Source organism: Leptolyngbya sp. FACHB-321, assembly GCF_014695975.1.
GTDB lineage: Bacteria > Cyanobacteriota > Cyanobacteriia > Leptolyngbyales > Leptolyngbyaceae > Stenomitos.
In genome coordinates this window covers 145,589-170,913 of the sequence record NZ_JACJPI010000061.1, presented here as the reverse complement: position 1 = coordinate 170,913, position 25,325 = coordinate 145,589, and the positions used below count along the sequence as shown (strand labels likewise).

18 protein-coding genes are annotated in these 25,325 nt (G+C 50.7%); 9 read left to right on the top strand and 9 right to left on the bottom strand.

The features are described from left to right. Window positions 1-336: 336 nt before the first annotated feature. Together H6F76_RS15455 and H6F76_RS15450 are read right to left on the bottom strand one after the other, a co-directional pair. Window positions 337-1,008: a TrkA family potassium uptake protein gene (locus H6F76_RS15455; protein WP_190446190.1), complete on the bottom strand. Its 672-nt coding sequence runs from the start codon at window positions 1,006-1,008 to the stop codon at window positions 337-339. Window positions 1,009-1,305: 297 nt separating this feature from the next. After that, the gene (locus tag H6F76_RS15450; RefSeq protein ID WP_190509495.1) at window positions 1,306-2,490 is read right to left on the bottom strand and encodes a DUF58 domain-containing protein; all 1,185 of its coding nucleotides are present in this window, start codon (window positions 2,488-2,490) and stop codon (window positions 1,306-1,308) included. 500 nt (window positions 2,491-2,990) lie between these two features. On the opposite strand from H6F76_RS15450, the gene H6F76_RS15445 reads away from it, so the two are divergent. Then, a complete protein-coding gene (locus H6F76_RS15445) occupies window positions 2,991-4,193 on the top strand; it encodes a PilT/PilU family type 4a pilus ATPase (protein ID WP_190509493.1) in 1,203 nt (400 codons plus the stop codon). 89 nt (window positions 4,194-4,282) lie between these two features. On the opposite strand, the gene typA is transcribed toward H6F76_RS15445, so the two are convergent. Next, entirely contained in the window at window positions 4,283-6,082 is a 1,800-nt protein-coding gene (typA, locus tag H6F76_RS15440; RefSeq protein ID WP_190451878.1) for a translational GTPase TypA, read from the bottom strand. An 888-nt stretch (window positions 6,083-6,970) separates the two neighbouring features. Beyond that, window positions 6,971-7,864: a Dam family site-specific DNA-(adenine-N6)-methyltransferase gene (locus H6F76_RS15435; RefSeq protein WP_190509491.1), complete on the bottom strand. Its 894-nt coding sequence runs from the start codon at window positions 7,862-7,864 to the stop codon at window positions 6,971-6,973. A gap of 60 nt (window positions 7,865-7,924) precedes the next feature. On the opposite strand from H6F76_RS15435, the gene hisIE reads away from it, so the two are divergent. Beyond that, window positions 7,925-8,557 carry a bifunctional phosphoribosyl-AMP cyclohydrolase/phosphoribosyl-ATP diphosphatase HisIE gene (gene hisIE / locus H6F76_RS15430; RefSeq protein WP_190451875.1) on the top strand — a complete coding sequence of 211 codons (633 nt, stop codon included), beginning with the start codon at window positions 7,925-7,927 and terminating at the stop codon, window positions 8,555-8,557. 31 nt (window positions 8,558-8,588) lie between these two features. Here the strand turns inward: hisIE and H6F76_RS15425 are convergent, their stop codons facing one another. Then, complete coding sequence (locus H6F76_RS15425) at window positions 8,589-9,836, bottom strand: MFS transporter (RefSeq protein WP_190509489.1); 1,248 nt, start codon at window positions 9,834-9,836, stop codon at window positions 8,589-8,591. A gap of 294 nt (window positions 9,837-10,130) precedes the next feature. Between H6F76_RS15425 and H6F76_RS15420 the strand changes: the two genes are divergently transcribed. Continuing rightward, window positions 10,131-10,574, top strand: coding sequence for an RrF2 family transcriptional regulator (locus H6F76_RS15420; RefSeq protein ID WP_190509524.1), 444 nt, complete (start codon window positions 10,131-10,133; stop codon window positions 10,572-10,574). Window positions 10,575-10,668: 94 nt separating this feature from the next. On the opposite strand, the gene H6F76_RS15415 is transcribed toward H6F76_RS15420, so the two are convergent. Beyond that, a complete protein-coding gene (locus H6F76_RS15415) occupies window positions 10,669-11,133 on the bottom strand; it encodes a CU044_2847 family protein (RefSeq protein ID WP_190509487.1) in 465 nt (154 codons plus the stop codon). Window positions 11,134-11,469: 336 nt separating this feature from the next. Here H6F76_RS15415 and truB point away from each other — a divergent pair, with 336 nt between their 5' ends. Continuing rightward, window positions 11,470-12,459, top strand: a complete 990-nt coding sequence (truB, locus tag H6F76_RS15410) for a tRNA pseudouridine(55) synthase TruB (RefSeq protein ID WP_190509523.1) — start codon at window positions 11,470-11,472, stop codon at window positions 12,457-12,459. 101 nt (window positions 12,460-12,560) lie between these two features. Here the strand turns inward: truB and dacB are convergent, their stop codons facing one another. Both dacB and larC read right to left on the bottom strand, forming a co-directional pair. Next, window positions 12,561-14,096 (bottom strand): D-alanyl-D-alanine carboxypeptidase/D-alanyl-D-alanine-endopeptidase, encoded by a 1,536-nt coding sequence (gene dacB / locus H6F76_RS15405; protein WP_199322135.1) that lies wholly within the window; start codon window positions 14,094-14,096, stop codon window positions 12,561-12,563. Window positions 14,097-14,232: 136 nt separating this feature from the next. After that, on the bottom strand, window positions 14,233-15,771 hold the full coding sequence (larC, locus tag H6F76_RS15400) for a nickel pincer cofactor biosynthesis protein LarC (protein WP_190509485.1): 1,539 nt from the start codon (window positions 15,769-15,771) through the stop codon (window positions 14,233-14,235). A gap of 228 nt (window positions 15,772-15,999) precedes the next feature. Here larC and H6F76_RS15395 point away from each other — a divergent pair, with 228 nt between their 5' ends. The 5 genes from H6F76_RS15395 to H6F76_RS15375 all read left to right on the top strand — a co-directional run bounded on the left by H6F76_RS15395 (window position 16,000) and on the right by H6F76_RS15375 (window position 24,306). After that, entirely contained in the window at window positions 16,000-16,662 is a 663-nt protein-coding gene (locus tag H6F76_RS15395) for an L-threonylcarbamoyladenylate synthase (protein ID WP_190451867.1), read from the top strand. Window positions 16,663-17,164: 502 nt separating this feature from the next. After that, window positions 17,165-18,319 carry a HetZ-related protein gene (locus tag H6F76_RS15390; protein WP_190509518.1) on the top strand — a complete coding sequence of 385 codons (1,155 nt, stop codon included), beginning with the start codon at window positions 17,165-17,167 and terminating at the stop codon, window positions 18,317-18,319. Between the two features lie 171 nt (window positions 18,320-18,490). Continuing rightward, a complete protein-coding gene (locus H6F76_RS15385; protein WP_190509483.1) occupies window positions 18,491-21,211 on the top strand; it encodes a PAS domain S-box protein in 2,721 nt (906 codons plus the stop codon). A 337-nt stretch (window positions 21,212-21,548) separates the two neighbouring features. Beyond that, on the top strand, window positions 21,549-22,013 hold the full coding sequence (locus H6F76_RS15380; RefSeq protein ID WP_190509481.1) for a response regulator: 465 nt from the start codon (window positions 21,549-21,551) through the stop codon (window positions 22,011-22,013). 10 nt (window positions 22,014-22,023) lie between these two features. Then, on the top strand, window positions 22,024-24,306 hold the full coding sequence (locus tag H6F76_RS15375; RefSeq protein WP_190447203.1) for a GAF domain-containing protein: 2,283 nt from the start codon (window positions 22,024-22,026) through the stop codon (window positions 24,304-24,306). Window positions 24,307-24,319: 13 nt separating this feature from the next. Here H6F76_RS15375 and H6F76_RS15370 read toward each other — a convergent pair whose 3' ends face one another. Next, entirely contained in the window at window positions 24,320-25,324 is a 1,005-nt protein-coding gene (locus tag H6F76_RS15370) for a 1-acyl-sn-glycerol-3-phosphate acyltransferase (RefSeq protein ID WP_190509516.1), read from the bottom strand. Between the last annotated feature and the right edge of the window lies 1 nt (window position 25,325).

Here is a 25,325-nt window from a genome sequence, read left to right as displayed (position 1 = left end):
GCAAAAAAGTGCTTCTAGACTAAGCATGAGGGCAAACCAGGCATGAGATTTTGCATTTTCAGCCTATCGGGTTTGCCCCTTTCTTGTCCCAGTTCTTATCCCGAACTCAGGTTAGATAAGTAGCTAGGTGTAATTATTTGTCAGACACATTGAGACTTCACGTTCGACTAAGCGCCCTTCGGCTTGAGCGCTCCGGTCGAAAGCTCACGCCGAAGTCTCAATCTCTTTTGTGTGAGCGGGTTGAGCGCAGTCGAAACCCGGTCTCCAAGTGGTGCTTAATTTAGCCCTCCTACTTAGATGTGCAGCGGCAATTAAGAAGCGCTGCGATCGCCCACACTAACCTTCGATAAAGTCAATCATCTCACGCATGGAGCCAGGTTTAGTCACTACTAGGATGGTTGAACCTGCTTCCAGCACTGTGTTGCCGTTAGGAATTGCCAGTGCCATGTGTGGATGTGGTTGATAGCCGATAATCAGTGAACCGGACGGAAAGCGCCGATCTTGCGCGATTTCTGCCACGCTGCGATCAACCACATTGCAGTTTTCTGGCACGGCTAGCTTCAGCACCTCAATCTGTCCTTGCTCAAAATGCATCATTGATTCCACCTGGGGATATTCGATCGCATTTGCCATCGTTGAAACCGCTAGGTCGATCGCGTTAACAACGTGCGTTGCTCCAGCAATGCGGTAGGGCTCTGTGAAGTCTCGATGCCGCATTCTGGCAAGGATGTGGTGCACGCCGTTGTGCTTTGCCAGCATAATCATTGCCAGATTTAGAGCATCGTTTCGCAATACGGCTGCCAGTGCATCTGCCTTACGAATACCGGCTTCGAGCAGCACTTCTGTATTAACCGCACTGCCTTCAAACGCCATCACGCCAAGCTGTTCGCGGGCATAACGGCAGGCATTCGGATCAATATCAATCAGTGCTACGGTGTGCCCCAGGTCTACTAATCGTTGCGCCAAACCTAAGCCAACTAACCCTGCACCACCAATAAGTACGTACATTGCTTCAATTACGCTTTTGCATGAAGAAATCTTGGCATGGTTGGATGCCATGCCGAGCCGATCGTCAGCTCACTGGCAGTTTAAGCTTCTACTAAGTAAATGGTCATAAGTAAACAGGGCTTTTCGTAAGATGGGTTAGCAATAGCGTAACCCATGCTGTTCAAGGATTTGATGCGTTACGGTTACGCCCTTTAGTGAAGCCATACCGCAGGCTTTACACATCCTACGTTTAATTAGGGTGACCTGCTTAGTGATAGCTAATGGTTCAGTGCCGTGCTGACTTGATCATAGTGCTTTTTACTCTGCCTGCAACTGCTTCTCCACCGTCCTCTGAAGCTGTAGCTGCAAGGGTGCGTCTGGTTGGATCAAAAGACCAGGACTACTGGCGACCGTTGGTTCTAGTTGAGCCATTGTCCACAAGAGCCAGCGACTGCCAGGAGGCAAGGTTGTTAACCCAACTGGATTCTGCGTCAGCCAAAGCAAGGGAGCATCGGGCAACTGCTCTGCACGAACGTCTTCACCCGCTTGAACGGCTGCCAGCGTTTCGAGGACGGCTTGGCTCCCCTGAACGAGGCCGGTGCCTGCCGTCCACAGCCTGACGCTGAAATTGTGGCGTGTTGCATAAAAGTAGAGGGACGCAGCCGCAACAACCGCTTGCTCAAACGGCTCGATCGAATTGGAGGGATCAAGCTCCGGTTGCCAGGACATAGCGCTATCGAGACAAATAATAAGTTCCTGACCACTGATAAATGTTTCTAGCTCGCGTACCCGCAGTTCACCGTAGCGAGCGCTCGTACGCCAGTGAACAAAACGAATGGGATCGCCCCAACGGTAAGGACGGAGCGATCGCGTTAGTCCTTCGCTGGCATTTTGGGCATGGCGATCGTGGGTAAACTGCAAGCTGGCATCACGACCGATCGCATCAACTAAGGGGCATTGAGTCAGAGGTAGAACCGTGGGATAAACCACGGCGATCGCGGCGGCTGTTTGCGATCGCCGGCACCAAAAAAGTCCTAATGGGGCAGCTGTTCTCAAATTGACAGTATGCCAACGATAAATGCCGCGTCGCTCCACTGTTTGCTGGTAAACCCAGTGATAACTGCTGTGTGGCGCAATTACTTCGATCGCGGCTGACACAGGTGGTGCTAATACAAAGGGCAACTGATCTTGAATCTGAATCAGGAGCTTTGGCTGCTTTGTCTTATTTGCTACTACCAGTTCAACCGTTAGCTGATCCCCCACTGTAACCGGAGCGATGGGACATCGCTGAAGCTGGATACGGCGCAGCATTCGTTCAGGCAAAATGGCTGCGATCGACAACAGGGCAAAACTGATGCCGCTGATAACATACAGCCAGCCCGCTAACGTATTTGTCGCTGAAATGAAGAAGAAGAGCGATAGCCCTCCTAGCAGCCAGCCACTGTAAGCCGGTGTTACCCAGTGAATTTCCAGCCAGTCAGCGATTCGTTTTGCAATGCTCATTAAAATTGCTACGCTAGACACACAAAAGTTGAACGAAGAATAAAAGCTTAAGCGTCTGGCAAAGCAAGCGCAGGGTTAGAGAGGTTTGCCTGAGCAGCCCTAACTTGTGATTTGAAACACTTAGCGCATCTCCTATCCCCCCTTAGAATATGCAAATTATTTCAAAGTGCGCTTTCCTAATAAACCCCTAAAGCTATCTAGGACGTTTTGCCATCAAAATAGACCTTTAGAACGGCTTTTGTGACGGTTAAACCCAGGTGTTGTTACGTTTGATTTGCGATCGGGTGAAACTGTCGAGCGATCGAAGTCCTAAAAAAGCAGCTCAGTGTAAGGTTACTCGATACAATAAGTGGATATTTGTCAGGCGTGTCGATACACTTCTAGTTGTGTTCAGCGAACTAGTAACGACTTAAAGCTAGCTTACCCATTCTGCTATTAATCGAACTAGTCTGTGTCAATTGAATAGCTTTGATCAAAAAAGACCTACCAGAGAAATACTAATGTCCGGCTTACCTGCACCTCGCCCCCAGGATCAACCATCCACTGCACCACCGCCGCCGCCCCTTGCGATGGCTGTACCAAGTCGCACTAAAGTGACTAATTCCATCGAACAGATGGTTCGAGATGCTCATGCTAGACAGGCATCTGACATTCACATTCGCATCGGTGAATTGCCACGCTTTCGTATCCGGGGGCAGATGGTGCAGCCGCGAGATCAACAGAAAGTCACACCTGAACTGTTCAAGCAATACTTAGGAGAAATTTTATCGGACAAGCAGCAGGCAGAATTTGAACAGAGTAAGGAACTGGATACTGCCATTTTTTATCCAGGTTTTTTGCGCTGTCGGGTTAATTGCTTTGAAACGTTGACCGGTGGCGCGATCGTGTTGCGCTTGATCTCACTAGAGGTGCCGTCAATTTTGAGCTTGGGGTTGCCAGAAGTACTTAAAGATCTAGTCAGTCAACCGCAAGGCTTGATTCTCGTTACTGGCCCAACGGGTTCTGGTAAGTCAACGACTCTGGCGGCAATGCTACGCCACTTGAATGAAACGATGACGCGGCACGTCGTCACCATTGAAGACCCAATTGAGTATGTTCACCCGTCTCAGAAGTGCTTGATTAGCCAGCGGGAAGTGGGGTTACATACTCATGAGTTTCACCAGGCGCTACGGGCAGTGCTGCGGGAAGATCCTGATGTAATTCTGATTGGGGAAATGCGCGATCGCACGACAGTGGAGACTGCTCTTAAGGCGGCTCAGACAGGGCATTTAGTTTTGGGCACGCTTCACACTCGAAGTGCAATTAATACTCTCAATCGTCTGCTCAACATCTATAACCCCGATGAGCAGCCAGCTATGCGAGTACAAATTACTGAATCGTTAATATCGATCGTGGCACAGCAGTTGATCCCCACAACCGATGGGCGACGTACGGCTGTTCACGAAATCTTGATCAACACGCCAGCGATGCAAGATTACTTACTGAAGGGTCAAGAAACGGATGCCTTCCAACTTATGGAAACGGACACGACTCAGGGGATGCAGGTGATGAACCAGGCACTCTGCGACCTCGTGTTGCTAGGTAAAATTAGCCCTGATGATGCTGTGAGGGTGTCACCGGATGCAGGCGATCTGAGGCGACGAGTGCGAAATGAGGGCTTTGACCCAGCGCGATCGTCTAATCGGGAATTCAACCACGCTTAAGCTAAACGTTAAAAACACGAAAGGGCTAAAGAGTTAATTCTCTTTAGCCCTTTCGTGTTTTTAAGCAGCTTTAAACAGGCGCTTTTACCTTATTTTCTGCCTGCCATCTTTTTCGCTTTATCGACCTTCCGTAAGCGGATTGACTGCGGCGTGATTTCAAGCAGCTCATCAGAACCGATATATTCCAGAGCGCGCTCAAGGCTCATCTCGACAGGCGCTTGGAGTTGTACCAGTTCTTCACCACCAGAGGCACGGTGGTTCGTCAACTGCTTACTCTTGCAGATATTCAGTTCCAAATCCTGGTTGCGGTTGTGTTCACCCACAATCATGCCCTTATAAACGCGGGTGCCAGGAGTGATGAAGAAAACACCCCGGTCTTCCGCGTTCTGCATTGCATAAACGGTAGAAACCCCTTCCTCAAAGGAAATCAGCACACCGTTACGCCGCGTTTCAATCTCGCCGCTAATGGCACGATACTCCAGGAAACTGTGGTTCATGATGCCAGCACCACGAGTCAGGCGCATAAATTCGCCCCGGAAACCAATCAACCCACGTGCAGGAACAACAAATTCCAGTTGCGTCCGGTTTGCCACGCCTACCTGCATATCCTGCATTTCGCCTTTGCGTTGACCAAGCCGCTCAATACAGCTACCAACGGCTTCTTCAGGTACATCCAGTACAAGGGTTTCAAACGGCTCGCGCGGCTGACCATTAACTTCGCGATAGATGACCTGCGGCTGCGACACTTGAAACTCGTAGCCTTCGCGACGCATAGTTTCGATCAAGATGCCCAGGTGAAGCTCACCCCGACCAGACACCAGGAACTTATCGGGTGAATCAGTTTCTTCGACGCGAAGCGCGACGTTGGTTTCCAGTTCACGGAAGAGACGATCGCGCACCTGGCGTGACGTGACTAACTTGCCTTCCTGCCCTGCAAATGGTGAATCGTTAACAGAGAAGGTCATTTGCAACGTGGGTTCATCAACTTTGATCAGCGGTAGTGCCTGGGGATCACCTGGATCAGTAATCGTTTCGCCAATGTTCGCGTTCGCAAAACCTGCTACAGCAACAAGATTGCCTGCGGAAGCTGATTCGATCTCAATGCGCTTCAAGCCCTCAAAGCCCATAAGTTTAGAGACTTTGGCTTTGACGATCGCGCCACTTTCTGTTACCAACGCTGCTTGCTGACCCGCCCGGATCGTACCGTTGTGGATTTTGCCAATAATAATGCGACCGAGGTAATCGGAATAGTCAAGCGTTGTCACCTGGAGCTGCAAGGGCTTCTCCGGGTCGCCAACTGGAGGTGGAACATGGCGCAAAAACGCATCAAACAGCGGTTTCATGTCCGTGGACTCATCTTCAAGGTGGTCTTTGGCAAAGCCAGCCAACCCAGATGCGAACAGGTAGGGGAACTCGCACTGATCGTCATCCGCACCCAGTTCCAGAAAGAGATCCAGCACTTTATCAACGGCAGTGTGAGGATTAGCTCGTTCGCGATCGATCTTGTTCACTAATACGATCGGACGCAAGCCCTTCTCCAAAGCTTTTTTCAGCACAAAGCGCGTCTGTGGCATAGGACCTTCGTTGGCATCCACAATCAGCAGACAGCCATCGACCATACCCAGCACCCGCTCGACTTCGCCGCCAAAGTCAGCGTGACCAGGTGTATCAACAATATTAATCAGCGTGTCTTTGTAGCGTACCGCTGTGTTTTTCGACAAAATGGTAATGCCCCGCTCCCGCTCCAGGTCGTTAGAGTCCATCACGCAGTCTGGAACCTCTTCGCCTTCACGGAAGGTACCTGCTTGTTTCAGTAGCGCATCGACAAGAGTTGTTTTACCGTGGTCAACGTGAGCAATGATCGCAACGTTGCGAATAGGAAGAGTCATAACGGGTTCCGTAGGGAGAGAATATCGAGAGGGACGTGGGACGGGAGGTTGGGAGCTATGAGCGCTGAACGTGGGATGAGAACGCTTAAGTGAGCTGCTGTTGAGCCTACTATTCAGCATTCGGCAACAGTGTTAAGCACTTCTTCAAGTATCGTTCCCAAACAGCTTTCCCAAAAAAGCTTTTTCAAAAACTCGTGCCAAGTCTAGTAAAGAAGCCTTAACAATTCTATCTTAGCTGTTGGTGTCACAAAGGTGTGTTAAGGAAGCCTTGTTTGGGGAGAATTTGGAGCAATGCCCTGTGATCGTATGGTATGCCTCCAGTTTTCTACCCTTGTAGAGTACTCTGACAGCACATTGACCGATATACCATGGATTCATCGTCTAGCGGCACATCATCGAGTCATGTCTAAGTAATGATGAGTGGTACTGACGACCGAACAAGGGCCTGTGCAACTGGATTACTTTAATTCTAGCTGGGATAGAGTGATGCTGCGATCACGATCGCTTGACGTTTCTCTTGACAAAGAATGGATCATTTTTGGCGCTTCTGGAAGGTTCAGATACCTGGGGCAGTTGTAGTAACAGGCACATGGTTGTGGATTTGGTTTGCTGTCGAAGATTTTCTATCAGTAAAATATTTGGCTGTCCCTTTTCCATTCTTCGGAACAATTGCTTTTTTTGTAGGATTAATATCCAGTGTGCTCGCCACACTCCATCAACGTTCGATCAAGAAGGGATGCTTAGCTGGCTTAGAGTTTTTTCTAGAAACTTTAGTCGGTTCATATACTGGATATACAATTGGATGCTTTCTAGTGAAGCTAATGGGTCCGATAAATGTTGGAGTGGGAGCAGCAGTCCTAGTCATGACAGTTTCGGGCATAGGATTGATTATTGGAGTAAGTTGGCAGGGAATTGGTCAGCTAGTGCATCAAGATTTGCAGAAAAACCGGGCTTGATGAGTAGGGCTTCTGCGATCGCCCCACGCAACGTTTCTTTAGACCCGACGTGATAGAAATGCTGGCAAACGCGTCTTTCTAAATCCGACCAGCATTCCTGAATATGGCTGTTCCGACGGTACTGATTTTCAAACCACATGGATACTGCAAAACCGCAGGGCAGTTGCTTTGTTACAACCGCTAGTTTTTCCGCATCTGCTTGCTTCCAAGCGTTGTAGTAATCAGTATGGCGACCGATATACGGCGGATCAAGGTAGACAAAATCACTTAGTTGCGCTTCGGCAAGCGTTTGCTGCCAATCTGCGACTCGAAATTCCCAATCTTTGCCTGCTATTTGTTTCGCAACCCAATCAACTTGATTGGCAATTTTAGTGATGTAGCTTTGCGAAAAGCGCTGCGGTTTGCGACAAAACGGAACGTTGAATCCCCCCTTGCTGTTAAACCGCATCACGCCATTAAAACAGGAGCGATTCAGGAAGAGGAAGTCCAGGGAGGAAGCCGATTGATTGAAGCGATCGCGCACTTCGTAATAGTAATTTGCTCCCATTGTAAGAAGCTTATTGCCCTGATCTTGTAAAAATTCGGCTACTATTTTTCGATCAATATCGCCAGTTTGAATGCCTTGATAAAACGCAATAAGATGCTGATTCGTATCAGTCAAAAGGGCACATTTGGGTGCTAGATTAAATGCCACAACACCCGACCCTAGAAACGGTTCAATCCACTTCGATTGTGCTGCTTCGACCCATTGAATTTGACTTAGGATAAAGGGCACAAGCTTTGTTTTAATGCCCTGGCACTTAATAGGTGGAATTTTGACGTGCATGATTGGGAAGCTACCGCCAGTCGGTAAGATGAAGACACCGACTCTAGGACGATTGAGGCAATGAATTTACAGCAAGCGATTCCGGTGGAAGCGATCCGTTACGACGATCGCGGGTTGGTTCCGGCAATTGTACAAGATTACCTGGACGGCACCGTGTTGATGATGGCATGGATGAATCGGGAAGCGTTGCAGAAAACGTTAGACACGGGCGAAACCTGGTTCTGGAGTCGATCGCGTCAGGCATTCTGGCATAAAGGCGAAACCTCTGGGCACTTTCAGAAAATGCACGCCATTCGTTACGACTGCGATAGTGATGCGCTGCTTGTTAGTGTTGAGCAATTGGGTGACAGCGCGTGTCATACCGGAGAACGGAGCTGCTTTCATCGCGTGAATGATTCGATCGTCCCACCGCCAGCGGATATGCTGTCGCAGGTTTTTGATGTCATTTGCGATCGCCGCGATCGCCCGTCCGACAGTTCCTACACCTCTAAGCTGTTGGCAGATGGGGATAACAAAATTCTCAAAAAAATTGGCGAAGAAGCGGTAGAAGTCGTAATGGCATGCAAGGATGATGACCCCGACGCGATCGCAGGTGAAGTGGCGGATTTGTTCTACCACAGCCTTGTGGCACTGGCACACCACAATGTAGATCTGAGAGCGGTGTATCAGAAACTCCAAGAGCGACGACGCTGAGCAGATTCCCGACTTCTTAAAGAAGGGGAACTCACTGCTTGAGTTGTTTCATCATGCGATCGAGCCGTTGCAAAACCAGAATCGTGATGCTGACACTGAACGCTAACCCAATCCATAAGCCGTGGGCAACAGGCGTTGACTGATCCAGTGCCCAGCCACCGAGCGGTGGACCAATGAACGCGCCGATCGCCCAGCACTGCGAATTGACCGCCAAATATACGCCTCGCAGCGATTCTGGTGCCATCTCAACCGTAATCGATGAGGCTGATGGCATATAGGCAACCGTTGCCAGCGCCAGCATACCCAGAGCCAGGATTGCCCACAGCAGATGATGCGAAGAGACAACCCCCGTTACCCACACCAGCCCAAACCCTGCGCCCCATAATATGGCGGATAAGATCAAACCCTGAGCGCGGCTAAAGCGGTTGAGTACTTGCACGGCGGGTAACTGGCAGACAACAGCCACAACCATGTGCCAGGTAAAAAGGGCGCTCAAGGTCGGTGGCGAGAAACCAGTGGGTAGATTAGAAAGAAAATTGGTGAAGTACAGCGGCATCGTGCTGTTGATCTGCATTAGATAGGTTGTAAACAGCACATTCGCAACGGCATAGGTCAGCAAACGGCGATCGCGTAAGGCTTGCTGCCAATCTCTGATGGCTTTATGGTCGCCTGTCGGTTTATGCGATTCGGCAATCGCCCAATACACCACAGCAAACAGCACCACAAACGAGATCGCATCAATGACAAACAAGGCTCGATACGCGCCCGTTGTGCCAACCAATAGCCCACCGAGCACAACGCCTAGACCTAAGCCCAAGCTATCGCTAAGGCGCGTTAAGGCAAATGCCTCATTGCGCTGTGCAGGTGTCGTCAAATCAGCGACCATTGCCTCGTTAGCGGGCCAGTACAGTCCTATCCCCAACCCCATCAGCAGATTGCCAGCTACAAACACAAGAAAATTGTGAGAAATAGCAAGCACAATGGAAGCGATCGCTGACACAATTGCCGATAGCAGGAGCGTTCGTCGTCGTCCCCAAAACGGCGAGTCGGCAAACGAGCCGCCTAACAAACGACCGACTACTCCTGAAATTGACGCACTACCCAAACCAACACCCACCTGCGTCGCCGACAAGCCCACTTGATTGACGAAAAAGATCGGTGCGTAGAACAGCGTGAAGCCTGATCCCGTCTGAGAGAGCAGCCGTCCTGCCGCCAGCACCCAAACCTGATAGTTTAAAGCAGGTAACCAGGACAACAGCTTGGATTGGCGGATGGGCATGAACAAACCGTAAACAAGGAACAACCTCAAGTTTGCCTGAGTTTCCAGTATTGGAGTAAGCCAATTGCTGAAGTCGCGGCTGCAAAAGCACCTGTTACGCTTAGAATGCTGCTGCGCCCACCATTCCTACCCATTTCCAACGTTTGCGATCGCTCAACGTTAAATGATCAGCTTGAGTGGAAAACCCCTTTACCCTACAGCAATCGTTTATGGTCATTATCCAATGGCTATTACTGGGGCAATGTCAAAGCGATCGTCGGCAATATCTCCTCTGCCTGCTGCCCTGTTCTCACAATGAAATTAACCACTCGCGGACATTACAGCGTCAAAGCCCTCCTCGACCTGACATTGCAGCCAGCCTATGGTCCAGCGTCAGTGAAGGCGATCGCGCAACGTCAGGATCTACCCGCTCCTTACCTCGAAAAACTGCTGATTGAACTACGTCGCGCAGGCTTGGTGCAGTCCATACGTGGTGTACAGGGTGGCTATCAGCTCGCCCGATCGCCCGCCAGCATTTCGTTAGGACAAATTCTAGAAGCGGTTGGTGAAAGCATTGACCCGCTTCCCCGGCACTCCCCCGACGGCTCACAGGCAGAAGATTGGGTCACGTTTACCGTCTGGAATCGGCTTCACCAAAAGCTGAAAGAATCCCTTTACAGCATCTCGTTAGAAGACCTGTACTTTGATGCCCGCAGTTGGCAAGCGGCACAGGGAGAGGAGACAAGTTTTGTCGTGTAGAGGCGGTGAGGAGAGGGAGGTAAGGAGTGAGGAGAGTTGAAGGGTAGGAAAGCTTTAGCTTTTAGCTTTTAGCCTTCAGCCTTTTGCCTTTTGCTTATTGCCCATTCCCCACCAATGACTGCCCATTGCTTGTCATTACTGGCGCGATCGCTGCACCGTTGCCTTCTTCGCTGCCTGGTTTGTTGTACGAGCACTTGACGGTGATTTTAAGATTGCTTTGGGCTTTGCCGCTAGCAATGTAAGGAATACCAGCGTCGGCGCTGAGATTAACACCAAACTCTAGCGTAACTTCATCAACGTTCGCTGCGGCGCAGTTTTTGAAGGCATTCAGGCAATAAACGGTGTAGGTGCGGATGGTGTTTTGCACCATTTCCATTGATTGGGTCGGGCTAGGACGAAACGGCATTCTAGGATCGCCCAGACCTTTTGCGCCGCCTCGCCGCTGCTCGCCTTCTTCAATGGGAACCTGTGGCGCGATCGCGGACGTTTCAGTTTCATCCTGCGCTTCAATGTAAAGCACGGTGCCGTTATCGAGTTGGACGGGGACAATCTTGGTCAAAACGTTTCCTGCCAGTGAGGGTAGATGCGATCCTGATTTTGACCAAGAACACGTACTTTCCTTTAATGGGTGACACCCCTCATGTGATGCGATTTTGCTGTCGATTAATGACAATCGTCTGGCAACTGCGGTTATGAGAGGCAGGGTAACTACCTGGTGCTACGTAACAACCGTCACCCTTTGAGTGATCGAAGCGTGAAGCTCGTTGCAAAAAAGAGCGATCGTCCCCTTCAAAAGCTAGGCTGGATATAAGTGTACGGTCGTGTAGCAACTCGATGGGGGAACCATAGCCGCTCTCAATTATTCATGAACAAGACCCAATCAGCTTTCCCTGCTATGCATGGTTTTCTTAATCTCAATAAACCTGCGGGGTTTACGTCTCACGACTGCGTTGCCAAAGTGCGGCGGCTTTTACAGATGAAGCGCGTTGGACACGCAGGCACACTCGATCCAGCCGCGATCGGAGTGTTGCCGATCGCCCTTGGTAAAGCGACCCGTCTGCTGCAATTTCTCCGGCAGGATAAGGCATACCGAGCCACCGTGCGCTTGGGAGTGAGCACAACGACCGATGACTTAGAAGGTGAAGTATTGCTGGCTCATCCCGTTGCAGCGCTCGATTTGACGACAGTGGAAACAGCGCTTCAGCAGTTTCAGGGCACTATCCAGCAAGTTCCACCCAACTACAGTGCCATTCAGGTAAAGGGTAAGCGGCTGTATGATTTGGCGAGGGCAGGCGAACCGATCGCAGTCAAATCTCGCGCAGTGCAAGTGTTTAGCCTGGAAGTGCTGGACTGGCGATCGGGCGACTTCCCCGAACTAGATTTAGCGATTGCCTGTGGTCCCGGTACGTATATTCGGTCGATCGCCCGTGATCTAGGTACCGTCTTGAAAACGGGTGGCGCACTAGCCGCCCTTACACGCACTAGCAGCAGCGGCTTTGATCTGGCAGACAGCCTGACACTGGAAGTATTGGAAGCACAGCAAGAGCAAGATAGCTTTCAGCCCATTGAGCCAGTGGAAGCGCTAAGGCATTTAAGTGCAATTACGCTCTCGGCAACGATCGCCCGTCGCTGGTGTCAGGGGCAGCGCATTACGATTTATCCTACGGCTGACGATCGCTGGGAGAGCGTAGAAGATGGGGAGACGGGGAAACACAAGGATGCAGACAGTACTCAGGTTTACGCGGTCGATCCATTGCAACAACCGTTACGCGTTCACCATGAAGATGGTCGCTTTCTCGGCATTGGTAAGCCAACCGATACGGAAGTAGGGATTATCTTGTTATCGCAGATGGTCTTTGAGAGTGATGAGCAAGCTGCCAACTAGGTAGTGCCCGTCGAAGAGAACGCTAAGACAGACATAAACCTTGAAACCTCCTTTATGCCAGAGCTTCGATTCATCCCTCATTCTTTTGCCATAGGCGCGTATTAGCACGATCGTAACCGTGTCAGTACCAGCACAATTTCATCCACAGCACCTCTCACGGTAGCGGTTGAGGTGCCAGCATGGTTAGTTAAAACACTGAAGGCGAGATCGGGATGGTTGGGTGGCGTAAGGTAGCCAGAGAGCGCCACAACACCTCCGATTGTGCCCGTTTTGCCTTGTAGTTTGCCTTGTGCTGCTGTATTGCGAAAGCGATTTTTGAGCGTTCCGTTAACACCAGCGATCGCGAGTGAGTTGCGATACACTGCTGCATCGGGACGTTGTGCCATTGCCTGGAGGGTTTGCACCAGTGCTTCCGAACTAGCACGATTGCGGCTTGCCAAACCTGAGCCATCGACCATGCTGTACCCAGCCGCATTTACACCTAGAGGAGTCAAGGTTGCTTTGATAGCAGCAATACCGCTGGTGGTTGCATCCTGGTTATTGGCGGTCTGTGTCACTCCTAGCGTTTTCAGCAGCGTTTCGGCGTAAATGTTGTTGCTTTCACGATTCGTTTCAACAAGCAATTGCGCCAAAGGGGGTGACTCAACCGCCGCTAGCTCGACTAAACCAGGCGGGGCGGGTGTCATTTTCACAACGGTTGATCGCTGCACAACGATATTGGCTGCTGCCAGCACTGTACGAAACTTGTCGATTAAATAGTTGCCTGGATTGGGCACTGATACGGCAATTGTTTCTGCTTCTGACCCCACTCGCAGTTGCCCAGTCAGCCGCATGAGTGCCTGGTTCGAGGCACGGGCGGCATCTACAAACTCACTTCCGTTAGCCGAGACAGTTACCGTCTGATTGCTGGTACGCCATGTACGTGCGTCCGTTGGATCATCCCACTGCACACGCAATGGTTGCCCGACTCGCTGCGGAAACAAAGTGACGCCGATCGCATTTTGGTTCAGCATCAGGCTGTTGACTGGCGCACCATAACCCTGTGTCGTATCGTCTGCATCCCAATAGGGATTGGTGGCAGCGCCGCGAAAGTACGTATCGTCGCCAATCAACTGCTCTACCTGCTGCACACCTTGCTGACTCAACTGCTGCGCAAGGGTTTTGAGTTGCGGCGTCGTTAAAGTGGGATCGCCGTGCCCAACAATCCGTAGTGTTGATTGGCTCAGATTAGGCTGGGTGCGATCGCCCAAGACAGCCGTACGAAAGCGATAGTTGGCACCAAGAGCAGTAAGTGCTGCTGCTGTCGTCAGGATCTTGACGTTAGAGGCTGGGATGAGTAGCGTAGCTGCGTTACGGGCAAACAGCGTTTGACGACGAGTGGGATTATCCAGGGTTTGCACCAGAATGCCCCAACGAACGTTTGCCAGGGCGGGACGATTGGCAATGCGATCGATCGCGCCACCTAACTGTGCTGAACAAACAGCACCAGATGTACTTGCCTGTGCCAGCACAGTCGATCGCTGCAGACTCATTGGAGGTGACTGAGCGAAACTACGGGAACTTAGTGACAGCACGCTAGTGGCAAGTACAACTGCCAGCAAAGGCTTCATACTGCTAACAAAGTAAGCAAATTTCATGCAGTGATTCGATCGTGTGAGGAGAGATTTGAGAGCTATGCCTTTTGAGCCTGCGTCTATCCATAAAGTTCCGAGTGCGGGTAATGTAGACAGCTGTGTTTGGAAGAGCTTTGAATGGGCAATCAGCGTCACTTCATTAGAAAAGTTGCTTTGAGGCTCCACTATGCTGCTGGTACCAGTTCTGTAAAACGAGGCGATGAACTTCCCGCCAAGGAAGCTGCTGCTGTCGTGCAATCGCAGCACAGTCTTCATATTCAGGCTGTACGTTAATCGGGTGAGTGTCGGCATGATCGCGCCATGCCACTTTGACTTGTACAGCACCATAGACAGTCTCCACAGTTTGCATTTTGCGGTGGAGGATCGTGCGCTGCTGGAGCGATCGCCGAATGCCCAACGTCGTTGTTTCCCGAAAGATCACGTCTTCACAGGCAGACACGCCCTCCGGATGGCATACCACTGTTAGCAGCACACCGGGTCGTGCCTTCTTCATCCCGATCGCCTGGGTAAACACATCCACTGCACCCACAGCAAACAGCGCCTCATAGATATAGCCGATCGCCTGTGGGTTGAGATCGTCGATTTGCGTTTCTAGCAAAGCGATCGTTTGAGAAGTTTGAGTAGCGCGTTGCGCCGCATTGCTAGAGGGTTTTGAGTTTTGAGTTTTGAATTTTTTTTGATCCTCTGCTGCCCCTGCTGACCTTACTTCCCCTGCCTCCCTTGCTCCCGCCTCTCCCTTCTCTTCCCCAATCCACAAGCGCAAAATGTTTGGCAACGGCAGGCTGATCGAACCTGCACCTAAGCCTACGCGGAGCAGCGTCATGGCAGGCGGCGCACCAAACTGAGTGGCTAACGTGGTGGCGATCGCCGCTCCCGTTGGAGTAACCATCTCGCGCTCAATGCCGTTGCTGTAGATGGGCACCTGACGCAACTCAAACAGCTTGAGCACAGCAGGCGCAGGCACAGGCAAACGACCGTGTGCGGCTCGAATGGTGCCACCACCCGTAGGTAGGGGAGAACAGTAAAGGTGATCGATGCCCAACCAATCCAGCCCCAGACAGGTGCCGACAATATCGACGATCGCATCCGTAGCCCCGACTTCATGAAAGTGGACTTGTTCCGGCGGCACGCCGTGGATTGCGCCTTCTGCCTCTGCAAGCTTACGGAACACTGCCAAACTCCACGCCTCGGCTCTAGCTGGCAGTGCGGCGGCTAGAATCAGACGTTCAACTTCAGGCAGGTGGCGCACAAGGTCATGAGGGCGATCGGTCGCAGTAGAAGTCTGACCGTGAGTATGAGTTTCGTGGCTATGGCTATGCCGACTGCGGGTAGGGTCGCTGTCGTGTGAGTGCGCGTGAATCACGTCTGTTTCAGTTGCAGCAGACTGTTCTGTGGCAGAGTGAAGGTGGGGCTTGGCAGAATGCTCTGTCTTGGTATGGGCGCGATCGTCCGTTTCATGATGAGCAAAAACATTCAGGCTTAAGTCCACATGGACTTTCGTTGCCCGCTGCCCGTTACGCTGCACGTCTTCTGCCCATAAGTGATATTCCTTTTCAATGCCAAGGCGACTCAGCATTGCCAGTAAATAGTCTAGTGGCACACCCGCATCCACCAAGGCACCCAGGCACATATCACCTGCAATGCCAGTCGGACAGTCTAAGTAGGCAATTTTAGGCATTGATTCAGAAGGTCAGTGGTTAGTTGTTAGCAGGCAGGGGCAGAAGGCAGAAGGCTAAAGGCTAAAGGCTAAAAAGTACCGCGTCGCTTGCTTCTCTAAAAGTTGGCTAATCGCTTAAAGGCTAAAGGACAAAGGCTAAAAAGCTGACCGCTGACCGCTCTTCAAACTCTCTTCAAACTCAAAACTCTTTCATCCCTCATCCCTTATCCTTCATCTCTTTTCCCCTCCATGTCTACCCTGTTCACGCTTCATCCTGAAAATCCCCAGACGCGGGTCGTTGACCAAATTGTGGCAGCGCTACGGGATGGGGCGGTCATGCTGTATCCCACCGACACTGTATACGCGATCGGCTGTGACCTCAACTCTAAGAGTGCGATTCAGAGAGTGAGGCAGATTAAGCAATTCTCCAACGACAAACCGCTAACGTTTCTTTGCCCATCACTTTCTGATATTGCTCAGTATGCGGTAGTGAATGATCCGGCGTATCGGCTCATGCGACGGCTCATCCCAGGACCCTATACCTTTTTGCTGCCAACGACCAAGCTGGTGCCCAAACTGGTCATGCACCCCAAACGGAAGACAACAGGCATTCGCGTGCCTGACCACCCCATTTGTTTGGCGTTGCTCAATGCGCTGGGTAATCCCGTTATTTCAACCTCTGCCCATTTCATTGACCCGTCTGAGTCCAGCCATGCTGCGACCGAATCGAATGTTTCGCGCTTTGAACTCTTTGACAGTTTAGAAAAGCTGGTTGATTTGGTTATTGATAGTGATGTCGAACCAGGTAATCAAGCTTCAACGATTTTGGATCTGACAACTGAGGAACCGATAATTGTGCGGCGCGGTCTAGGATGGGAGGCAGCGGCAGCATGGGCAGTGGAAGCAAGTTAAATCCACTGGTCTAACTGTCTACTACTGGCAGCAGATTTTGATGAGGTTTCTACAAGGGCGATCGCACCCCCCTAACCATTAACGGCTGATGGGTGTAGGCTAAATCAAGCGCGATCGTTGGCGCGTTACTCTCAGTACAATTTCTAAGCATCCGGATAACCATCTGAAAAAGTGACCCAGCCTGACCTGCCTTAAACCGTAGCGGCTCATTTTCTATGTGTAGATGGCAGTGCTGAATCGAACGGGAGGAATTTTCAGAGTTGAGTGTTGCCTTGACTGAATCAACTTAAGACTCCCTAGCATAGCGGCGCAAAGCGCTACTCAAAACGTCTCGTTCCCTGATCTATTGTTCTCGTCCCTGTGCATTACCAGAGCCATGAACCTCGACTCAACTCCTTCTCGCCCCCCGACGGCAGACCTAACGGATGTAGCCCCTACCGATGCCCCTACCGCGATCGCCCAGCAACCGCTTGATGTTCGGGATGAGTCGGCTTACGAGCCAATGGCAAACGCTAGAACAACCGGCGACTTTTTGGACATCCCCACGCTGACAAGAATTTTGTCGCAGGAGCTTTATGCTGAGGTCAGTACGACTGGTAGCAACATTGAGCAACTCGCCAGCCGGATTGCCACCGAGGTCGATCGCATCTGCCATAAAAGTGGACGCATTCAAACCTCCGGCAGGGTGAGATCGTGGCAGCTCTCACTTGCCCGCCATCGCCTGCAAAAATGCCTGAATTACTATCAGCTTGGCTCCCGGCGGGGACGTGTAGACTTGCACAGCACGCTTGGCTCGATGGTGTATCGCCACATTGCCCCTAGTCGCTTGCAGCTTGGTTTTCAGGCACGTTACAGCCTAGTCGAAGACTTTTTGCAAGGGTTTTACACTGAGTCGCTTAAGGCATTTCGGCGCGAAAATGCACTACCAGAAGACTACCAGCCTCGCACACGGCTAGAGCTAGCGGAATACATGGCGTTTACCGAACAATACGCCAAGCGCCGAATCTCTTTACCAAATGGACATAGCCAGCAATTAGTCGTGCTGCGTGCTCAACGGTTTGGGCAACGACAACCGCTAGAAATGTCGATCGACATTGAACAGGCACTAGAGTCACCCAAAGGTGAGGAAGCAGAAGCACATAACCGTTCGCCGTTGGCACATCAGTTACGCGAACGTATGGTTGCTGATGCCGTTGATGCACCGTCTGAGGCTGTCTTGCGCGATCGGGTGATTGCTGAACTCATGCAGTATTTAGACGCCCAGGGGCAGACCGATTGCGTAAACTACCTGACGCTCAAGCTGCAAGACCTCTCTGCTCCAGAAATTGACGATGTGTTAGGGCTGTCTGCCCGTGAGCGCGACTACCTGCAACAGCGCTTCAAATATCACGTTGAAAAGTTCACCCTTTCTCAAAATTGGAAGCTGGTGCACCAATGGCTGGGTGCCGACATCGACCAAAATCTCGGGCTATCAACCCAGCACTGGCAGCGCTTTCTGAGTCAACTGTCGTCCGATCAGCAGCAACTCCTGACCCTCAAGCAAGCACAGGCAACCGATCAAGATATTATCAAAGTGCTGAAGTGTACGCCCAAGCAACTGCAAAAACGTTGGGGACAACTCTTAGAATTAGCACGACAGACGCGGAACCAGAATTAGAGAGCAGAGGGTAGAAGGCAGAGGGCAGAGGGCAGAGGGTTAGAAGTATGGTCAGTGGTCAAACTAACTTAAGACTCAAAACTTTATCCTCCTATTAGCCTCGATAAGGATCAGAATGGGTAGCCCAATGCTCATAATACGTGTGTCGGCTATCGTATTTGGCATAGTCCCATGCACGATGAAAGCGTCCATTTCAAACGTCGCCGTTCTACGGGCTTACAGCGTCGATCGCTGACGTGGCTACCGCTGAAGCTAGCAAGTGCTTATTTCATCATTGCTGCTTTGTGGATTCTTGGCTCTGATTTTTGGCTAGGTACGCTCGTTTTGCACCCAGACTCGCTAACCTCTTTTCAAAGCATCAAAGGTTTGCTTTTTGTCAGCGTTACCACCTTGGTGTTATATGGGCTGTCACGACGATCGTTCCGTCTCCAGCAGCAAGCAGACATGATGCTGCGGGAGAGCGAAGAACGGTTGCGGTTAATTCTGCAAAATATGCCCGTGATGCTAAGTGCCTTTGATGATCAGAACAATATGAGCATCTGGAACCATGAGTGCGAGCGGGTAACGGGCTATAGCGCAGCAGAAATAATTGGCAATCCCCAGGCAATGACGCTGCTCTATCCAGAGGCAACCTACCGTCAACAGATGGTTGCTACCTGGGCAAAGCGGGGCAACAACTACCGCGACTGGGAATGGGAAATGACCTGTAGCGATGGCAGCGTAAAAACGGTTGCCTGGTCAAATATTGCTGATTGCTTTCCCGTGCCTGGTTGGCTGTCATGGGGCATTGGTGTCGATGTTACCGATCGCAAACAGACGGAAGCTGCCCTTCATGCTCGTAACCGAGAAGTACTAACGCTGCACAAAATTTCGGAAATCACTCTTAAGGCGCAATCGCTCAAAGCTGCCTTTCAAGACATTGTGAAGGAAATTAGCGCGGCGACAGCCTTCCCGATTGTTGCGATCGAACTGTACGATGCGGCTCGTCAAGTCATGGTTTTTGAAGGGACGGAGGGCATTCCCCTACTGCCAGATGGTAAACCGATCGAAGTGCCCGTCACCCAAGCATCATCTAGAACCGTAGTGGAAACGGGGCAAATGCTGGTGGAAACCTACAATCCTCAAGAACCCAACAAGTTTGATACCCATCGATTGCTCGGTCAGTTGGAAATCAAGACCTTTATCTGTGTGCCGATGACAGTCAACCAAACCATTATTGGAGTTTTAAGCCTGGCACATCCTGAAGCGGTATCAACGAAAGATGACTTCTTGCAGTGGCTAACGAGCCTTGCCAACTACCTGGCAGTGTTAACCGATCGTCAGCGTACCGAGATTGCCCTACGAGAAAACGAGGAGTTCTTTAAACTTGCTCTAGACTTTAACCGTATTGGTAGCTGGGACTGGCACGTAGCTAGAAATGAGGTCATCTGGAACGATAATCACGCACGTTTGTTGGGCTTCGTGCCGGGTGAGGTGCAGGCAAGTTATCAGGCGTGGCGCAATCGCGTTCATCCTGATGACATCAGCCATGTTGAGGAAGCACTGACACAGGCATTAGCAACCAGGGCTGACTACGAAGCGGAATACCGCGTGATTTATCCTAATGAAGACTGTCGCTGGATCGTTGGTAGAGGGCGAGGTCTTTATGACGCTTCAGGTCAGGTCAACCGTATGATTGGGGTCGTGCTTGACATAACCGATCGCAAGCAGGCAGAGCAGAAAATCCAACAGTTGAACCAGACTTTAGAGCAGCAAAATCTTGTACTAGAGGCACTCGTTGAGCAACGTACGGCTGAACTCGTAACCTTCATCAATACTCTACCCGACTACATTTTTGTCATCGAGCGTGACACCATGCAAACGCTCTTCTGCAATGACCGAAATGCTTGGTTAGGCGGCTGTGAAAATCAGAATCAGATGGTGGGTAAAACGATCTTTGAGTGTTACGAACCCGAACTAGCTACCACTTTTGCTGAACAAAACCAGCGGGTCTTTACCTCTGGTGAAACCCTACATTTTCAGGAACACTACACCACATCTCTAGGCACCTTCTATTTTGATACCTACAAGATTCCACTCAAAAAGCCGAATGGTGAAGTTTACGCATTGATTGGTAGTTCCCGCGACATTACAGAATTAGTGGCAGCGCGTCAGGCGTTGAGCGATCGCACCGTTGAGCTTGAAAGCGTCAATCGCGAGTTAGAATCCTTCTCTTACTCTGTCTCCCACGATCTGCGTGCCCCCCTTCGGCACATCAGTGGCTTTGTTGCTGCCCTACGCGATCGCCTGCTGCAAAATGGACATCTGACCGACCCAACAGCCATCCACTATTTGCAAATCCTTCAAGACAGCAGTCACCAAATGGGTCTGCTAATCGACGGTCTGCTGACCCTCTCGCGGGTAGGACGGCGACAGATGGCAGCTATTCCTGTCAACCTCAATCAACTGGTAGCCAATGTCTTAGCACAATTGTCACACCACCCTGCCAGCGACACTGCCATTACTGGTAATGACGCCATACAGTTCATCATTGGCGACTTACCCACGGTTAAAGGCGATGCGACCCTGCTTCATCAGGTGTTTGTCAACCTGCTGGATAACGCCATCAAATTTAGCCGTCCGCACCCTGCCCCCATTGAAGTTGCTGCTTTAGCAGACGGCACCATCTTTGTACGCGATCGTGGCGTTGGCTTTCAGATGGAGTATGCCGACCAATTGTTTGGAGCCTTCCAGCGCTTACATTCACGGTCAGAGTTTGAGGGTACTGGCATTGGGTTGGCGATCGTGCAGCGCATCATTCATCGCCACAATGGCACCATTTGGGTAGAAAGTCAGCCGGGTCAAGGGACGACCTTCTATTTCAAATTGGGCGATCATCCATCAACACCTTAGAAATGGGAATTAAATAAGTTCGATCTTTGGTAGGGGCGGGTTTTGCTGTCAAAGCTATTGCAGGCTACCGTTTGGTCTGCTAAAACCCGCCCGTACAGTTTGCGATTGATTAAATTTACGATCCTTAGCTCTGTAAGCAGGATAAAGCGTTGCAATGGTAATCGGTTGCACGCTGCTTATAGTCATAGCCAGTGCGAGGGTTAAAGAGCCAACCTGTCTTAACAATCCGACTACAGCAATCAACGCTAATTAACACAAGCTATTTAATATTTCGCCTCTAGAGTATTATAGAGAGTGCGGAGCGATCGCGTTAAGCATGTTCAAATGACTGACAAACATGACGCAGATACGTGAGGGCATCTCGCAGATCGAACCAACTCGTATTTTGCTAGTAGAAGACGACCCCAACGATGTGGAGTTGATTCGGCTTGCGTTTCGCAACTATAACTTGGTGAATCAGCTTGATGTGGTCGCCGATGGCGAACAAGCGCTTCACTACTTACTGGGTCAAGAAGGCATACCGCTACGTCCACTGCCACGCTTTGTTCTGCTAGACCTAAAGCTACCCAAAATTAGCGGTATCCGCGTCTTACAAACTTTACGCAGCCATCCCCGCACACAGCAACTTATTATTGTCGTCATGACCTCCTCGCAGGAAGACAGTGACCTTAATACTTGCTACGATTTAGGGGTTAATAGCTATATTGTCAAGCCTCTGGATTTTCAGCAATTTTTAACCGTTACGCGGGATGTTGGGCTTTATTGGATGTTACTGAATAAGTCCCCTTTATTTCCCTTTTGAAATGTTTGTTATGTCTGATGGTCAGCAACCAACGCTTCAACCAGGGTTAATTATGCCATCAACTCTGCGTGTGCTGATTGTAGAAGATGAGCCAGTGGATGCTGAATTAGTTATCCTGGCTATGACAGCGGGAGACATTGAGCTGACGTACAAAACAACTGATACGCTGGCAGGATGCCAGCAGTTGTTGGAAAACCACTTGTGGGATGTGGTGCTGTCAGACTATCGGCTGAAAGGGTTTACGGCGTATGAGGTATTGGCGTTACTTCAGCAGTCAGACCAGCAAATTCCGCTGATTTTAGTGACTGGCAGTCTTGGTGAGGAGGCAGCAGTCGCATGCATCAAAGCAGGCATGACTGACTATGTGCTCAAAGATCGCCTGTTTCGTCTGCCAACAGTGCTGGAGCGATCGCTCCGTGAGTTTGAGCTACATCGACAGCAGCAAGCGGCAATGGCGCAAATTCAGCAGCACGCAAAACGAGAAACCATTATTAATCGCATTGTGCAGGCAATGCGTGGAACCCTGGTGTTGCATGATGTGCTGCAAACGACGGTTGATATGGTCAAAGAGGCTCTCTCCCCTACCTGTTGCCTTGTCGTTCGCCCCTCTGAGAGCGGTGAGATGATCGTCCGCACCATCAGCGACGCACCCCAAGACTGGAAACTGTTGCTCGGTAAGCCCTGCAATGTCTTTGGGCATCATGCTAAAGCTTTGAGGCAAGGTGAGCTTGTGGTGATCAACAAAATTCCTCAGTCTCCAGGGTCAGAGCTTCAAACACTTGCGGCACAGTACAACATTCATGCTTTTTTGCTCGTGCCCTTGATGCATCAGCAAGAATTTTTAGGTGAGTTGTCTTTGTATCAATGCGATCGCGATCGCACGTGGACAGCGGATGAAGTGTCGATGGTGAAGGCGATCGTTGACCAATGTGCGATCGCAATTCATCAGTCACAGCTCTTTCACCAGGTGCAGCAGCAAGCGCAGAAAGAGAAGCTACTCAACCAGATTGCCCGCATTATCAACTCTAGCCTTGATCCAACGTATATTTTGAAAGAAATAACCCGCTTGACGGGCACTAGCTTTGCGGTCGATCGCGCCTTTATTTTTGAAATTAAAGACGAGCAAATTCAGATTTTGGATGAATGGCGGCTGAACACCCAGGAACCCTCAAGGATTGCCACTACCTTTCCTGTAGCGGACTGGTCAGACCTGCTCGATCCTCATTCTGACTTCTACGTCCAGCGTGTCTTTTACACACCCGATTTGGCAACGCTTGAACAGACTCCTGCCAGGCTGATGCAGACCCGTGACTATCAAATTTGCTCAGTTCTAGCTGTGCCAATTTTGATTCGGGATCAACTTTTTGGGGGGCTTTGCCTGAACACCACGGCAAAACGAGAGTTTACAGAGAACGAAATTCACCTGTTGCAGCAAATTGGCGATCAGGCGGCGATCGCCCTCTACAATGCTCAAAGCTACGAGCGCTTAGAGCAACTGGTTCAGGAGCGCACTCATGAGCTAGAGCTAGAAAAACGGTTCTCTGACTCTGCCAATCGGTCGAAGAGCGAATTTCTTGCCAATATGAGTCACGAACTGCGGACACCCCTGACTGGCATTTTAGGGTTTTCTAGCTTGCTCCTTAAGCAGATTTTTGGTCCCCTTACTGCCAAGCAGCAACAGTATCTTGAGAACATTAGTGCGTGTGGTGATCACCTACTGTTGCTCATCAACGATCTCCTCGATCTGTCAAAAATCGAAGCAGGACGAGATGAGCTATTGCTGGAAGAGGTTTTTATTGAAGAAATTTGTACCGCTTGTCTTGCTTTTATTCGAGAGCAAGCGGACGATCGGGGCTTGCAGGTGAGTTTGGCGATCGCCCCTGAGGTCACAACCTGTACTGTCGATAGTCGTCGCCTGAAGCAAATTCTTGTCAATCTGTTGGCAAATGCCGTCAAGTTTACCGAACAAGGGACAGTGACGCTTACCGTTGAGAAGACCCAGAGTGCAGAGCCAAGGAGTAGCAAGTCCGGCTTAGGTAATCAGCCACCAGCCTTTATCCTTTTTCATGTTGCCGATACGGGCATTGGCATTGCCCCTCACGACATTCCGACTCTGTTTCAACCGTTTCAACAGCTTGATAGCGGCTTAAACAAAAAGTACCAGGGCACAGGCTTAGGTCTGGCACTTGCTCGCAAGCTGGCTCAACTGCATGGTGGCGATCTAACTGTTAGGTCTGAACTCAATCAGGGTAGTTGCTTTACCCTAAGCCTGCCGCACGGCAACTATGGTTAAAGTCGGCAAGTCCTTACCGCAGGTGATCAATAACGGTTTGTAAGCGCGATCGCATTGCCTCTGCCATGCGGTACGTGCGCGTTTGGGTTTGCTTCTCTCCCTGCTTGACAGACTCCCAGGGTTGCTCAAGCGGCTGCACATAGTACTGCAAGCGTGATCGCATTGCCCAAACACCCATTGAGGGAAAGAGTATAAATGCCAGCATCAATGGCGATAGTGGAAACAGCGGCAAGCCAGTACGACGGGCTAACCAAGGCAGGTTGGTCGCTAGTGGATGCAGCGCCTCACTGCCAATGCAGGCTACTGGCAGTACAGGCACGCGATCGCGCAAACTCAACCGCAAAAAACTAGGGTCAAACGTTGCCAATTGATAGCGCCGCCACCAACCTTTGCTTAAGCCCCGCCAACTTTCTGGCGCGTACAACAAACTGTTTTTTTTGGTATCACTGTTCTGTAGTGCTGCCTCAAAACTGTGCCGTTCTGCCCGCACACCACCTAGCACGTGTGCCCATCCGCTCGGTAGCCACCAGATCAGCCAAGGATGGTCAAAAAAGATAGGATGCGCTAGCGGCTGTACAAACCAATCACGCTGCTGGCTTAACAAGTAGCCCAGACTGACAAAATCCCACGGAAAGCACATCCCTGCATGGTTCATGGCGACGATGAGTGGACCGTTTGCAGGCAAATTTTCAACGCAGTGTAACGTGGCGCGAAAGTAACGAGTGACGATCGGTGTCAAAATCTCGCGCTGAAACGCTGCTTGATAGGCTGGGTCAGGTGTGACGGGCGTTGAGACGAGCGATCGACCCAGCAATCGTTTGACTTGTAGCCGCAACCAACGGCTTACCAGAGCGAGATAAAAACCACCTGGAAGCAAAAAGAGCAAGTATTCTAGCCAGTTCCAGCCATTGACATCAGGCTTGTAATGCTGCCAATGACGATTAAACAGAATAAGCCAACCGGGTGGATACCAGAGACAAAACCAATCAAACCAACCAAAGCGATAGGGTTGAGTCAAC

Coding starts and splice junctions, on each gene's coding strand:
- H6F76_RS15455 (WP_190446190.1), bottom strand. CDS start 1,008: ATGTACGTACTTATTGGTGGTGCAGGGTTAGTTGGCTTAGGTTTGGCG.
- H6F76_RS15450 (WP_190509495.1), bottom strand. CDS start 2,490: ATGAGCATTGCAAAACGAATCGCTGACTGGCTGGAAATTCACTGGGTA.
- H6F76_RS15445 (WP_190509493.1), top strand. CDS start 2,991: ATGTCCGGCTTACCTGCACCTCGCCCCCAGGATCAACCATCCACTGCA.
- typA (WP_190451878.1), bottom strand. CDS start 6,082: ATGACTCTTCCTATTCGCAACGTTGCGATCATTGCTCACGTTGACCAC.
- H6F76_RS15435 (WP_190509491.1), bottom strand. CDS start 7,864: ATGCACGTCAAAATTCCACCTATTAAGTGCCAGGGCATTAAAACAAAG.
- hisIE (WP_190451875.1), top strand. CDS start 7,925: ATGAATTTACAGCAAGCGATTCCGGTGGAAGCGATCCGTTACGACGAT.
- H6F76_RS15425 (WP_190509489.1), bottom strand. CDS start 9,836: ATGCCCATCCGCCAATCCAAGCTGTTGTCCTGGTTACCTGCTTTAAAC.
- H6F76_RS15420 (WP_190509524.1), top strand. CDS start 10,131: ATGAAATTAACCACTCGCGGACATTACAGCGTCAAAGCCCTCCTCGAC.
- truB (WP_190509523.1), top strand. CDS start 11,470: ATGCATGGTTTTCTTAATCTCAATAAACCTGCGGGGTTTACGTCTCAC.
- dacB (WP_199322135.1), bottom strand. CDS start 14,096: ATGAAATTTGCTTACTTTGTTAGCAGTATGAAGCCTTTGCTGGCAGTT.
- larC (WP_190509485.1), bottom strand. CDS start 15,771: ATGCCTAAAATTGCCTACTTAGACTGTCCGACTGGCATTGCAGGTGAT.
- H6F76_RS15395 (WP_190451867.1), top strand. CDS start 16,000: ATGTCTACCCTGTTCACGCTTCATCCTGAAAATCCCCAGACGCGGGTC.
- H6F76_RS15390 (WP_190509518.1), top strand. CDS start 17,165: ATGGCAAACGCTAGAACAACCGGCGACTTTTTGGACATCCCCACGCTG.
- H6F76_RS15385 (WP_190509483.1), top strand. CDS start 18,491: ATGCACGATGAAAGCGTCCATTTCAAACGTCGCCGTTCTACGGGCTTA.
- H6F76_RS15380 (WP_190509481.1), top strand. CDS start 21,549: ATGACGCAGATACGTGAGGGCATCTCGCAGATCGAACCAACTCGTATT.
- H6F76_RS15375 (WP_190447203.1), top strand. CDS start 22,024: ATGTCTGATGGTCAGCAACCAACGCTTCAACCAGGGTTAATTATGCCA.